10 protein-coding genes are annotated in these 12,988 nt (G+C 67.1%); 1 reads left to right on the top strand and 9 read right to left on the bottom strand.

Features of this window, described 5'->3' with window-relative positions; translation table 11 throughout:
* Positions 1–6: 6 nt before the first annotated feature.
* The 6 genes from BMX57_RS03155 to BMX57_RS03130 form a co-directional block, all read right to left on the bottom strand.
* A complete protein-coding gene (locus tag BMX57_RS03155; protein ID WP_092362458.1) occupies positions 7–1,260 on the bottom strand; it encodes a GumC domain-containing protein in 1,254 nt (417 codons plus the stop codon).
* Positions 1,261–1,379: 119 nt separating this feature from the next.
* Positions 1,380–2,297 carry a CpsD/CapB family tyrosine-protein kinase gene (locus BMX57_RS03150; protein WP_143057871.1) on the bottom strand — a complete coding sequence of 306 codons (918 nt, stop codon included), beginning with the start codon at positions 2,295–2,297 and terminating at the stop codon, positions 1,380–1,382.
* Positions 2,298–2,364: 67 nt separating this feature from the next.
* Positions 2,365–3,129: a sugar transferase gene (locus BMX57_RS03145; RefSeq protein ID WP_092362455.1), complete on the bottom strand. Its 765-nt coding sequence runs from the start codon at positions 3,127–3,129 to the stop codon at positions 2,365–2,367.
* Positions 3,130–3,534: 405 nt separating this feature from the next.
* Positions 3,535–4,749 carry a GNAT family N-acetyltransferase gene (locus tag BMX57_RS03140; RefSeq protein ID WP_092362453.1) on the bottom strand — a complete coding sequence of 405 codons (1,215 nt, stop codon included), beginning with the start codon at positions 4,747–4,749 and terminating at the stop codon, positions 3,535–3,537.
* A gap of 4 nt (positions 4,750–4,753) precedes the next feature.
* Positions 4,754–5,758, bottom strand: a complete 1,005-nt coding sequence (locus BMX57_RS03135; RefSeq protein ID WP_092362451.1) for a phosphotransferase family protein — start codon at positions 5,756–5,758, stop codon at positions 4,754–4,756.
* A gap of 240 nt (positions 5,759–5,998) precedes the next feature.
* Positions 5,999–6,517 carry a thioesterase family protein gene (locus BMX57_RS03130; RefSeq protein ID WP_092363065.1) on the bottom strand — a complete coding sequence of 173 codons (519 nt, stop codon included), beginning with the start codon at positions 6,515–6,517 and terminating at the stop codon, positions 5,999–6,001.
* Between the two features lie 156 nt (positions 6,518–6,673).
* Here BMX57_RS03130 and BMX57_RS03125 point away from each other — a divergent pair, with 156 nt between their 5' ends.
* Positions 6,674–7,306, top strand: a complete 633-nt coding sequence (locus BMX57_RS03125) for a TetR/AcrR family transcriptional regulator (RefSeq protein ID WP_092362449.1) — start codon at positions 6,674–6,676, stop codon at positions 7,304–7,306.
* A gap of 51 nt (positions 7,307–7,357) precedes the next feature.
* Here the strand turns inward: BMX57_RS03125 and fdhF are convergent, their stop codons facing one another.
* From fdhF to BMX57_RS03110, 3 genes are all read right to left on the bottom strand, one after another.
* Positions 7,358–10,120 (bottom strand): formate dehydrogenase subunit alpha, encoded by a 2,763-nt coding sequence (gene fdhF, locus BMX57_RS03120; RefSeq protein WP_092362447.1) that lies wholly within the window; start codon positions 10,118–10,120, stop codon positions 7,358–7,360.
* Positions 10,121–10,246: 126 nt separating this feature from the next.
* On the bottom strand, positions 10,247–11,947 hold the full coding sequence (locus tag BMX57_RS03115) for an NAD(P)H-dependent oxidoreductase subunit E (protein WP_092362445.1): 1,701 nt from the start codon (positions 11,945–11,947) through the stop codon (positions 10,247–10,249).
* An 85-nt stretch (positions 11,948–12,032) separates the two neighbouring features.
* Positions 12,033–12,914, bottom strand: coding sequence for a LysR family transcriptional regulator (locus BMX57_RS03110; protein ID WP_092362443.1), 882 nt, complete (start codon positions 12,912–12,914; stop codon positions 12,033–12,035).
* Between the last annotated feature and the right edge of the window lie 74 nt (positions 12,915–12,988).

Genomic DNA, 12,988 nt, shown 5'->3' with positions numbered 1-12,988 from the left:
ACCCCGTCAGGCGCTGGCGGACGAGCCGGCGCGGGCCGCGCGGCGATGCTCCTTCTTCGGGTCGAAGACCGGCACCGAGACCGCCGGCGTGATGCCAAGCTCGCGCTCCATCTGGGCCGCCGACCGGATCACCGGGTTGCGCAACTCCCTCAGAAAGGCCAGTCCCAGGGCCAGCATGGTGCTGGCCACCACGCCCAGCAGCACCAGCCGCTTGCGGCTGCGGGTGACGGGATAATCCGGCAGCGCCGCCTCTTCCAGAACCGTCAGCCGCTCGGCCTGCCGCTCGGCCTCGAGGCGAAATCCCAGCTCGGCCGCGGTGCGACGCTCGGCGATCTGTTCCAGCTCTTCCTGCATCAGCGCCAGCTGCCGTTCATAGGCGCCCAGCTGACGCTCGATTTCCGGCGAGGTCTGGATGACCGCCTCAAGCTCGGTCTTGCGCTCGGACAAGAGGTTGCTCTGGGCTGCAAGCGTCGCCAGATCCTCGCGGAAATCCTCGCGCATGCGTTCCGCGGTGGCCGGGCGCTCGGTCTTGGTCGCCAGCTCCATCGCGCGCTCGATCCGAATTCTTTCGCGGGCGATGTTCAGCAGCTCGGAATTGATGGCGGCGATTTCGTCGCGGCGGAATTCCACGCTGTCGGGAAGGGCGATGTTGTTCTCCAGCCGGTAGGCAGCGATCTGGTCCTCCAGCGAGACAAGCTCGTCGGTGAGCGCCCGTTCGCGCGCATCGAAGAAGGCCAGCGTCTCGCGTGCGACGTTGATGCGGTCGCGGTTGCTGAGTTCGATGGTCCGCTCGCCCAGTTCACTCGCGATGGCTTGGGCCAGCTCCGGTGTCGCCATCCGCGCGGTGATGGTCAGGACCGAGATCGTGCCGTCATCCGAGAACCCCTCGCGCGCGGCGGCCACGCCCTCGATCACGACCGATTCCCGGAACAGGACGATCTTCTGCGACGTCGTAAGCCCCGGAAGGTTCCGGTAGAGCCCGTATTTGTCCATGATCCCAAGGATCGTGCTGCGCGCCATCAACTGCTGTTCGATCAGTTGCAGGCGCCGGGCCGAGGATCCCTGAACCGTGGTGCGGGCGAGATCGTCGTCGATCATCGGCTGCACGATCTGGATCACCTCCGAGGACTCGTACTCATGCGCCTGCATGAGGGCGATGCCGACCGACGCGAGGCCACCCAGGAAGATGACGCCGAGGATCAGAACGATCCGGCGGCGCACCATGTCCAGGAAATCCTCAAGCGAGTAAATCGGCCCCATGATCCTCTTTCCGTTGCTCCGGCCGCTTGCGGCCCTTGTCCGGTGCGGCACGCCACGCGCACAGCCCTGCGTTCAAGCATATCATACCGGCAAAACTATGGCAGAACCGTCGGCGCGCGTCACACCGCAAAAGCTTCGTTGTCCGAACCGCGCGCCCGGTTCAACGCGACCCCCAGCAGCGGCACGTCCTCGCCCAGAACCCGTTCGCAGGCCCGGATATGGGCCGCGGTGGTCCGGGTGCCGTCAGCCACCAGCAACACGCCATCGATCTGCGGAAGAAAGCCGCTGAGGTCATCATGGGCCAGCATCGCGGGCAGGTCATACAACACGACATCGGGGTTCATATCCAAAATCATCGCATCCAGAACTCCGGCGCAGACCGGCGCCTGCAACAGTTCGGCCGCATCGACGGCCGGGCGGTCGCTCAGCCCCAGCGCCAGCGACTGGCCGCAGCGCAGCAGGTGATCCGTGACGCGCAGGTTGCCCTTGAGAAACCCGCGCATGTCGCCCGAAGGCGCGCGGCCCAATGCCTTGGCGACGCCCGGTTCGCGCAGGTTGAGATCCATAAGGACCGTGCGGCTGTCGGGCACCCGCGCCAGGCTGAGCGCCAGGTTCACCGCGGTGAAGGTCGCGCCGCAGCCGCGGGTCGGGGCGGCAACGGCCACCCGCCGCCAGCCGCGGGCCTTGAGCGTTTGCAGCAGCCGCGTACGCAGCACGTCGAACGCCCGTGTCGCCGGCGCGCCGCGAAACCGGTTGACCAGAGGCAGGCTCGCTGTCTTGCCCCCCGGCGCCTCGAGCGCGATCTCCTCGAGCCGCAGCCACGGCTCGGGCAGCGCCGCCGGCAGCTGAATCCTGGGCGCGGCCGGCGTGACCGGCTTTGCGCCGGTGACGCGCCGGGCCTTGGCCGCGGCCTTCAGAGCAGCCTTGCGGCGAAAGGGCTTTGCAGGCTGTTTCGACATGCGCTCGATCTTGTCAAGCTTGGCCATCGTCGAGCTCATCTCGGCGTCGCTGACCAGCTTTGCGTCATGTATTGCCATGTCGATCTCCATCAACCTGTCCACACCGCCTGGCCGTGTTCCGGCTGCCATGTGCGAAAACCACCTATCAATAACCCGTGCGCCGCAGAACGACGCCGAACGTGCGCCAGATCAGCCCCAGGTCGCCCCAGAAGCTGAGCGTCGCGGCATAACCGGCATCGAGCTTGGCGCGCAGTCCGAAGCGGTCCTCGTTGCGGCTGGAGACCTGCCATGCCCCGGTCAGTCCGGGGCGCATCGAGAAATAGGCCTCAGGCGTGTCGTACATTGACAGCTGTTCCGGCAGCATGGGGCGCGGGCCCACGATGCTCATCTCGCCGCGCAGCACGTTCCAGATCTGCGGCAGCTCATCCAGAGAGCTGCGGCGCATGAAATCGCCGACACGGGTGATACGCGGGTCGCATTTGAGTTTCTGGGTTGCGTCCCATTCCGCGCGCAGGTCCGGATCCTCCTCCAGGAGACGTTCGAGGCGCGCGTCGGCGTCCAGCACCATGGTGCGCAGCTTCACGATGCGGAAGCGCCGACCGCTGCGACCCAGCCGGTCCTGCCAATAGAAGGGATGCCCGCCATCGAGCGCCAGCGCCAGAGCGCACAGACCGATCAGGGTCAGCGTCACCGGCAGCGTGACCAGGATCAGCGCCACGTCGAAAACGCGTTTGCCGGTGTCGGAATACCAGCTGCGGCGACGTGGCGGTGCGATCGGCGACGCGCGGAACGGACCATTCAGATTCGCGGGATCCACCGCGGATGCCGACACACCCACGCCAAAGGACGCCGGCCCCACCCAGACATGGCCGGCAGGGGCCACCCGGGCCCCGTCAATAATGTCTTTCATGATCCCCCCCCAGGGATACCCCACTCGCGAACCGGCCACACTGGCACGGCACGCGGCTACACAACCTCACAAAATCGACGGGCCGAAAACCTCGACCCTTGAAAAAACATCACCGACCGGGACGGGGCGCTACACCCTTGCCGTCCGAACCGGCGGGCGAACCCTGTGCACAATACTGCCCAAGTTCCGCCACATTCACATTAGCACCGGCTTCGGCGCATTAATAACGATTTGTCGGCAAATGCCGCGTTTCTCTTGGTAACCACCATAAAAACAAGGCTTTTTCCATTCGGAATGGAAACACTGGGCATCCGGGCGCGCCATTGTTCGCCGATTGCAGGTAAATCCGACAGAATCGTTCAATTGCTCCGCCAACCCGTTGGCCCGTGAGGCGGACCACCCGCATCAGTCCCGGCTGGTCGGGTCCATCCGGTCGATGATCTGCCGCAGACCCGCCGCGGCGGATCCGGCCTTGCCGGATTCGACTCGATTCAGAACCAGGCGCAACGCGGCACGGTGCCCGATCGGATCGAGGCAGTCCTGCCCGGCCGGCGCACCGCGCCGCTGCAAGGACAGCGAGACCAGCGGCCGGGGCATGGCGCCAAAAGCCCGCGCCTCGGCAATCGGCGCGGGTCCGAAATCGTAGCGGGTGAACCCCTGCCCGATGGCCCAGCGGATCGCCTCGGCGCGCAGCACGGTCGCCACGGGCAGGTTCGTGGCCTGCGTGTCGACCGCCCCCAGAACCGCATGCGCCACCCGGCGGCGCGGATCGGTGACATGGGCGAATGCGCCCAGCAGAGCATCGTCGGACCGCAACACCACCAGCCCCAGCCGGCCCATCCGGTCGGCACAGCCGAGCAGGTGCAGATACCGGGCGGCGGCGGCGCGGGCAGCGGCGGCCCCCCGGGATCCGGCGTGGTCCACCATCCACAGGCGCAGCATCGCTCCCAGCTGGGCCTTGGCCCCGCGGCCCGAGGCCAGTTCGACACTCAGCCGGCCCCGGCCCGCGCCGCCGGGCGCATGGCGTTCGATGGCCTCGCGGATGGCGGCATCCGGATCCCGCCGCAGATAGGTATCGAAGGCGCGCGGCAGGTCCAGTTCGGCCCGCCCCCCGGGGCCGCCATTCCGGGATACCGCGACACTCTCGGCGTCGAACGCTTTCAGCAGGCGGTCGGCGCGGCGCGGAACCGTCACGCCATGCAGCGTCATCCGCGCCCAGGGCATCGTCCGCAACAGACCGGCCAAGGCACCGATGGCCGAATTCTCGTAGCCGGGTTCACACAGCAGGCCGCAATAGGGGCTGGACACCAGCCGCCCGCCGGATGCGATCCGGGTTTGAAGCGACATCCGGTCCGGCCCCCAGGCCACGCGATAGCTGAGCGGAAGCACTGCAACCAGGGCGGCGCCGCGAAACACCGCCATGACCCGCCACTGACCGGGTGCCGGGCGGAACGCCTGCGCCAGCCAGTCCCAGGACAGGAATACGGTCGCCTCGGGATCACGCGATTCCAGGACCTGCCAGGCCGGTCGAAGGGCGGCGAACCGCTCGAACCGGTCGACCAGTTCGACGCGCAGCAGCGGCGCGGTGTCGCCGGGCTGAGGGCCATTCGCCTCGGACACGGGGTCAGCCCCCCTTTTGCCCGGCACTCCCGGCCGATCCCGATTTGAAATTGGCAAGCGCGGTGTCGAAATTGGAGGTCAGCGGGGCGGTCAGCCGGGTTTGCGCCGCGAAATAGCGGCCGACACGGCACAGCTGGGCGGTGAAATCGGGATGCACCCCCGCATCGTCGAACTCCAGAACGCGCGCCTTGGACAGCCAGCCGCGCAGCCGCGCCTCCTGCAGGATCAGGCGCAGGCGTACGGCACAGTGGAAGGTCAGGTAGACCGACAGGTATTCCAGCCACTCGGCGATGTCCTGCCCGCAACCCGGATCGAAAGCGTCGATGACCAAGTCGATCATCTTGTCGGGGGCCACGGGCCAGGCCTCGTCTCCGATCAGCCAGGCGAAATCCTCGGCCCCGTGGCGCAGACCGCTGAACTCGAAATCGAACCAGCGCAGCCGGCCGTCCTTGGTCAGCGCGGCATTGCCGGCCCGGCAATCCCACTTGACGAACTGGGACCCAGGCGCGCCCAGGACCTCGCAGGCCGCAGCCCTGTCAAACCGGTCGGAAATCCCGTGCGAGAACGGCTCGAGGGCATCGACCGCGTTCACCAGGCTGGCCACCCAGGCCGGATCGGTGCCCAGGCGCGGCACGACCTCGGCCAGTTTCGCCTGTCGTGCCGCGCTTTGGATGCGGAACAGCCCCGCCACCGCCCGCGCGGCCAGTTCGTTCCGCCGTGGCGGGTCGACATGGGTGATAACCTTGCTGAGCCTGCGGCGACCGACATCGGACTGGAACATCACGTCGCCGACCGTGCCGAGGCATTCCGGCACGTCGTCGCACCGCTCGCTCAGGCGTCGGAGCACATAGGCCTCGAGCCGCGTGCGCCGGGGATCCGAGCGGAACGTGGCGATGACCGAGCCTTCGTGGAAATGCAGGCGGAAGCTGGAGCGCCCGCCGCCGCCCGGGGCGGTGACGTTCTGTACGGGCCGCCCGAACCGCGCCTCGGCGGTCTCGACGATCCTCATGATCCGGTCAGTCCGGTCCTGCAAGACCAAATGCCACTCCCTGCCCTGCGGCCGGCCCTTGGGCCGCCCGTACCCGGGTCACACACCTACACTGCCCACCCCCGCAGGCTCCTCGGCTTACCATGCCGCCCGATTCGCGCCGAGGTTATCCGTGCGAGCCTCTGTTACTTGGGCTTTCACGGGCAACAATTCCAGATTTGCCTCCGTTTCTGTTCCCGATCCCGAAACAATCACAGCAGATCAGCGGCGCCGGATCCCCAGGCCCGCGCCGCGCTGCGGCGGATCGGGCAACTGGCGATGGTCTTGCGCCATCCGCTCCAGCCGCGGCAACGCCCAGTCCGGAAACGGCGCGGACCGGCCAGTCGCCTGGCTGACATTGACGATCAGCGCCTCCTGGGTCGCGCAGGTCGCGCCATCCGCCCCGGCCACCATCTCGGCGAAATAATGCAGCCGCTTGCTGTCATGGTCCAGCAGGCGAAAGCGATACCCGAACGCCTCGCCCGCCTTCACCTCGCGCAGGAAATGCTGATGCGACTGGATCACGTAGGGCCCGCAACCGGCCGTCGCCACACAGGTTTCGCCCAGCCCCAGATGGTCGTCCAGCATCACTTCGAGCGCGCGGTCGAAGGCCACGCCATAATATCCCACGTTCATGTGCCCGTTGTAGTCGATCCACTCCGGCAGGGCCTGCTGACCGGCCACCTCGACCGGGGCGGGATACGGGCCGTCATGGCCCGAGTGCGGAATCTGGCGTGTCATCGCGGTGTCCTCACGGTGATCGGTGCGCCCAGAATGGCCCGCGAGACCGCCGCTGACCAGCGCCGAAACGCGGCCCAACCCGACAGCCCTGTCGAATTCACGGACTCAACCGTCGGGTGCATTGCCGCGCCGCGGCAAACAATGCTAACCGGGGCCATGAGCAGTGCCGCCCCGAGTCGCCCGCGCGGGTCAGAAGATCTTTGGCTGAACGCCGCCGCCGCGCTGTTGTGCGAGGCGGGCGTGGATGCGGTCATGGTTGCGCCGCTGGCGCAGCGGCTCGGCCTGTCCCGCACCGGGTTCTACTGGCATTTCAAGGACCGCAAGGCATTGCTCGACGCGCTTTTGATGCGCTGGGAGACGCGCACGACGCGACCGCTCCTTTCCCGCGCCGACGCCTATGCCGAAACGATCTGCGAGGCGCTGTTCAACCTCTGCGATTGCTGGCTGGATCGCGATCTGTTCGACGCCAGGATGGAGCTTGCCGTGCGCGACTGGGCGCGCGCCGACCCTGCGGTCGCGGAGCGGTTGGCACAGGCGGATGCCACGCGGCGCACCGCCATTGCCGGGTTGTTCCGGCATTTCGGCTACCCCGAGACCGAGGCCGAAACCCGCACGCTGGCGCTCCTGCAAGCGCAGATCGGCTATTTCGCGCTGCCGGTCGACGACACGCATTGGATGCGGATCGCCCGGATCCCGGATTTCGTCGAGATCTTCTCGGGCCGCCGCCCGATCGAAAGCGAGGTGGGCCGGTTCATGGCCCGCCATATCGAAGAGCGCGTCACCCCTTGACCCACACGCCGCCAGGGGCGCGTGGCATGGGCAAATCACCTTGTCCCGCGCCTATTCGGCAGCGATCCCGTCGGTCTCGACCCGCACGGCGGAATACTTGAACTCGGGGATCTTGCCATAGGGATCCAGCGCCGCGTTGGTCAGGATGTTGGCCGCCGCCTCGACATAGGCAAAGGGCAGGAACACGTTGTCCTCGGCAATCGCCCGATCGGCCCGCACCATCACCCGCACCGAACCGCGCCGCGTGGTCAGGCGGATCGTGTCGCCCGGCGCGATGCCCATCTGCCGCAGGGTGCGCGGGTGCATCGAGCAGTTCGCCTCGGGCTCCACCGCATCCAGAACCTTGGCCCGCCGGGTCATCGAGCCGGTGTGCCAATGCTCAAGCTGCCGGCCGGTGATCAGCACGAACGGGTATTCCGCATCCGGCCGTTCGTCGGGCTCGATGATCTTTGCGGGCGTGAACCGCGCCCGCTTGTCGGCGCGCGGGAAACCGTCGCCGAAGACGATGGCCTGCCCGGGATCCTGCGGGCTCAGCGACGGATAGGTCACCGCCTCGCTCTCCAGCCGCTCCCAGGTGATGTTGTCGAGCGAGGGCATGTTCAGCTTCATCTCGGCAAAGACCTCGGACGGGTGGGTATAGGTCCAGCCCAGCCCAAGCCGCTTCGCCAGTTCAACCTCGATCCACCAGTCCTCGCGCGCCTCGCCCGGCGGCGCGACGGCGCGACGGCCCATCTGCACCTGCCGGTTGGTGTTTGTCACGGTGCCGGTCTTTTCCGCCCAGGCGCTGGCGGGCAGGATCACGTCGGCATAGTTCGCGGTCTCGGTCAGGAAGATGTCCTGCACCACCAGGTGATCGAGCTTGGCCAGGGCCGCGCGGGCATGGTCCACATCCGGGTCGGACATTGCCGGGTTCTCACCCAGGATATACATGCCCTTGATCTGGCCTTGATGGATCGCATCCATGATCTCGACCACGGTCAGGCCCTTCTCGTTCGAGAAATCCTCCGATCCCCAGACCTCGGTAAAGGCCGAGCGCACCCCGTCATCGGTGACGCTCTGATAATCCGGCAGGAACATCGGTATCAGCCCCGCATCGGACGCGCCCTGCACGTTGTTCTGGCCGCGCAAGGGGTGCAGCCCGGCGCCGGGCTTGCCGACATTTCCGGTCATCAGCGCCAGGCTGATCAGGCAGCGCGAATTGTCGGTGCCGTGGATATGCTGGGAAATCCCCATGCCCCAGTAGATCATGCCCGCCTTGCCATTGGCAAAGGTCCGCGCCGCATCGCGCAGCTCGTCAGGGGCGATGCCGCAGATCGGCGCCATCTTCTCGGGCGTGTAATCGGCCAGATGCGCCTTCATCTCGTCCCAGTTCTCGGTGAACCGGTCGATATACTCGGCGTCATAGAGCCCTTCCTCGACGATCACGTTCATCATCGCATTGAGCATCGACACGTCGCCGCCGGGCTTGAACTGCAGGCGATGCGACGCGAACTTGCCCAGGCCCACGCCACGCGGGTCGCAGACGATCAGCTTGCCGCCGCGCTTGGCGAATTGTTTGAAATAGGTCGCGGCGACGGGGTGGTTCTCGATCGGGTTGGCACCGATCACGATGGCCACATCGGCATTCTCGATCTCGTTGAACGTGGCCGTGACCGCGCCCGAGCCGACATTCTCCAGCAAGGCCGCCACCGAGGAGGCATGGCAGAGCCGTGTGCAGTGATCGACGTTGTTGTGGCCAAAGCCCTGGCGGATCAGCTTCTGGAACAGATAGGCCTCTTCGTTGGAACACTTGGCCGAGCCGAACCCCGCGATCTCGCGCCCGCGGCCCTTCATGCCGGCGGCAGCGGCGTCCAGCGCCTCCTCCCAGGTCGCTTCGCGGAAATGGCTGAGCGGGTTGGCCGGATCGACGTTCAGCCCCTTCTCGGCGCCGTCACGGCGGATCAGCGGCTTGGTCAGGCGGTGCGCGTGGTCCACATAGTCGAAGCCGAAGCGGCCCTTGACGCAAAGCCGGTTCTCGTTGGCCGGACCCTCGACCCCGTCCACGTATCTGATCTTGCCGTCCTTGACCTTGAAGCTGAGCTGGCAGCCGACGCCGCAGAACGGGCAGACGCTCTGCACCTCTTCGTCATAGTCCGCGCTGTCGCCCTTTTGCGCGTCATCCAGCACCGTGGCCGGCATCAGAGCGCCGGTGGGGCAGGCCTGCACGCATTCGCCGCAGGCCACGCAGGTCGACGCGCCCATCGGGTCGTCCTGATCGAAGGTCACCTTGCTCAGGTGGCCGCGATAGCTCATCCCGATCACGTCATTGACCTGCACGTCGCGGCAGGCACGGACGCAGAGATTGCAGTTGATGCAGGCATCCAGGTTGACCCGCATCGCCACGTGGGAGGCATCGAGCAGCGGGATGGCCTCGGCCTCGCGGCGCGGAAAGCGGCTGTCGCTGACGCCGGTCAGATCGGCCATCGCGTTGAAATGCGAACTGGCGTCGTGATCGGTTTCGGGCTGGTCGGCCAGCAGCAGCTCCATCACCAGCTTGCGCGAGGTTTCGGCGCGGGCGCTGTCGGTGGTCACCACCATACCGTCGGCGGCGGGCCGGATGCAGGAGGCGACAAGCGTGCGTTCGCCCTCGACCTCGACCATGCAGGCGCGGCAATTGCCATCGGGGCGATAGCCGGGCGCCGGCTTGTGGCACAGATGCGGGATGGTCAGACCCCGGCCCTTGGCGGCCTCCCAGATGGTCCAGCCATCGGGCACTGTGACATCCTCGCCGTTGAGGCGGAAGGTGACGGTCTTGGTCTCGCTGGCATCAAGCATGGCTGGCCTCCGGAGCGCGGCTTGTGACGGACATTTCTCCCGCCCCGGGCCTGACCCGGGGCCTCTGGGACATCGCGGGGCCCCGGGTCAGGCCCGGGGCGCGGCGGGCAGGAGACAAGCGCATCATCAGATCTCCTCCCCGAAATGCTTCATGACCAGCCGGATCGGGTTCGGCGCCGCCTGCCCCAGCCCGCAGATCGAGGCATCGCCCATGACCTGACACAGCTCTTCCAGCAGCGGCTGGTCCCAGCTGTCGGCCTGCATCAGCTTCACGGCCTTCTCGCAGCCGGCCCGGCAGGGCGTGCACTGGCCACAGCTTTCGTCCTCGAAGAACCGCAGCATGTTGAGCGCAGCATCGCGGGCCTGGTCCTGATCGGAGAGAACCACCACCGCCGCCGAGCCGATGAACGATCCGTGCGGCTGCAACGTGTCGAAATCCAGCGGCACGTCGTTCAGCGACGCCGGCAACAGCCCCGAGGACGGCCCGCCCGGCTGATAGGCCTTGAACACATGCCCTTCACTCATACCGCCCGCCGACTCGATGATATCGGTGATGGTAGAGCCCGCGGGCAGCAGGTAGACGCCGGGTTTCGCCACCCGGCCCGAGACGGAGAAGCTGCGCAGCCCCGTGCGCCCGTTCTTCTCGGTCGCGTTCAGACATTCCGGCCCCTCGCGGCAGACCTTCGCGACCCAATGGAGCGTCTCGACATTGTGCACCAGCGTCGGGCGGTCGAAGACGCCGACCTGCGCCACGAAAGGCGGACGGTGGCGCGGCAGCCCCCGCTTGCCCTCGATGGATTCGATCATCGCGCTTTCTTCGCCGCAGATATAGGCGCCCGCACCGCGGCGCAGGTCGATATGGCCCGGTGCCACGATGCCGGCCGCCTCCAGCGCGGCAATCTCGCGCCGCAGGATCTCGAGCACCGCAGGATATTCGTCGCGCATGTAGATGAAGCAGGTCTCGGCCTCGACCGCCCAGGCCGCGATCAGCATCCCCTCAAGGAAGATATGCGGCTGACGCTCGAGATAATAGCGGTCCTTGAACGTGCCCGGCTCGCCCTCGTCGCCGTTCACGGCCAGATAGCGCGGACCGGCCTCGGCACGGACAAAGCCCCATTTCTTGCCCGACGGGAACCCGGCGCCGCCCAATCCGCGCAGACCCGCGGCCAGCACGGTGTCCTGCACCGCCTCCCAGTCGCCGTTTTCACGCAGGTTCAAGAGCCTGTCATAGCCGCCACCGGCGCGGTAGGCGTCGAGCCTCTCATAGTCGGGAATCGCCGGGTGAAATGCCTGCGCGGCGATGGCCGCCTGAACCTTTTCGGGCGTGGCATGGTCAATGTGGTTGTGACCGATCTCCAGCGTGGGCGCGGTGTCGCAGCGGCCCATGCAGGGCGCGCGCAGCACCCGCACCTGGCCTGGGTCCAGCCCGTCCTCCAGCGCGGTCTTGAGCGCCTGCGCGCCGGCCAGCTCGCACGAGAGCGAGTCGCAGACCCGGATGGTCAGCGCGGGCGGCGGGGTCTCGCCCTCGGCCACCACGTCGAAATGGGCATAGAAGGTCGCCGTCTCGTAAACCTCGGCCTGGCTGATCTTCATCTCGGCGGCCAGTGCGGCGATGTGATCGGCGCTCAGATGGCCATGCGTGTCCTGAACCAGGTGCAGGAATTCGATCAGCAGGTCGCGGCGGCGCGGACGGTCGCCCAGCAGCGCCTGGATGTCCGCCAGCGCCTCGTCGGTGAATTGCCGGCCCTTGGGCGTGTGCCGGCCCTTGCCCCGGCCGGATTTCCAGACGCCCTTGCCGCCGGGTGATTTGCTGTCGAGTGGTGCCATGTTGTCCTCCGCGTGCAGGACCGTTTTCCATCAGCATACCATATCGTCAAATCGCGATACTCAATCGCACGATAGCGACGGATTATCACTCCAATGAGGCCGCTACCGTGCGCAGGGCCGCCACCGCCGGCAGGCCCGGATCGCGGTCCAGCGTGGCCAGGCAGATCGGCCTGGCCACCGTGGGCTCGATCAGGTCCAGCGCCCGGGTTCCGGCCAACGGACCAAGCGACTCCACCAACACGCGCGGAACGACCGTGGCGGCCAACCCCTCGCAGGCCATCGCCATTGCGGCGGTAAAGCCCGAGGTCTCGGCGATGATCTGCGGGTGCAGGCCCTGGTCGGCGAACACCCGGTCGATGATGCGGCGGTTCTGCATCTGCGGGACCAGCAGGCAAAGCGGCAGCGCCGCCGCCTGCGCCCAGGTCAGCGCCGCCTGCCCGTCCGCCATGCGCTCGGGGATCAACGCCACGTAATGCTCCTCGTAGAGCGGCTGCACCACCCGCAGATCCGCGCCGATGCTGTCGGAATAGGTCACGCCGGCATCGATCGTGCCGTCATCCAGACGCCCCTGGATCGCCGACGAGGTCAGCGTCTCGATCCGCGTGACGATGCGCGGATGCGCCGCCAACAGGTGCCGCACCAGCCGGCTGGCAAAGGACAGGGCCGTCGGAATCACGCCCAGCGCCAGCGTGCCGGTGATCTCGCCACGCGCGGCCTGAACCTCCTGCTCCAGCGCCCTTGTGTCATCCAGGATGCGTCGGGCGCGGCGGACGATCATCTCGCCCTCCTCGGTCAGCCCCTGGAACCGGTTGGCCCGGCGCACGATCGAGATGCCCAACCGGTCCTCGAGCTTGCGGATGCGCATCGAAAAGGCCGGCTGCGAGATCCCGCATTCCTCGGCCGCCTTGGCGAAATGCCGATGCCGGGCCAGCGCATCCAGCAATTGCAGGTCCCTCAACTCGATCACCGGATGCTCCTGGCCGGAGTGGATGGCGGCAGGATAGCCAAGCGCTGACGCCGCGGAAACTGATGATTGACACG

Origin of the sequence: Cribrihabitans marinus, assembly GCF_900109035.1 — a bacterium.
Lineage (GTDB): Bacteria > Pseudomonadota > Alphaproteobacteria > Rhodobacterales > Rhodobacteraceae > Cribrihabitans > Cribrihabitans marinus.
Note: the sequence above shows the minus strand (reverse complement) of the source record. Positions and strands in the feature narration are given on the sequence as shown.

Coding starts and splice junctions, on each gene's coding strand:
- BMX57_RS03155 (WP_092362458.1), bottom strand. CDS start 1,260: ATGGGGCCGATTTACTCGCTTGAGGATTTCCTGGACATGGTGCGCCGC.
- fdhF (WP_092362447.1), bottom strand. CDS start 10,120: ATGCTTGATGCCAGCGAGACCAAGACCGTCACCTTCCGCCTCAACGGC.
- BMX57_RS03150 (WP_143057871.1), bottom strand. CDS start 2,297: ATGGCAATACATGACGCAAAGCTGGTCAGCGACGCCGAGATGAGCTCG.
- BMX57_RS03135 (WP_092362451.1), bottom strand. CDS start 5,758: ATGAGGATCGTCGAGACCGCCGAGGCGCGGTTCGGGCGGCCCGTACAG.
- BMX57_RS03145 (WP_092362455.1), bottom strand. CDS start 3,129: ATGAAAGACATTATTGACGGGGCCCGGGTGGCCCCTGCCGGCCATGTC.
- BMX57_RS03130 (WP_092363065.1), bottom strand. CDS start 6,517: ATGACACGCCAGATTCCGCACTCGGGCCATGACGGCCCGTATCCCGCC.
- BMX57_RS03125 (WP_092362449.1), top strand. CDS start 6,674: ATGAGCAGTGCCGCCCCGAGTCGCCCGCGCGGGTCAGAAGATCTTTGG.
- BMX57_RS03115 (WP_092362445.1), bottom strand. CDS start 11,947: ATGGCACCACTCGACAGCAAATCACCCGGCGGCAAGGGCGTCTGGAAA.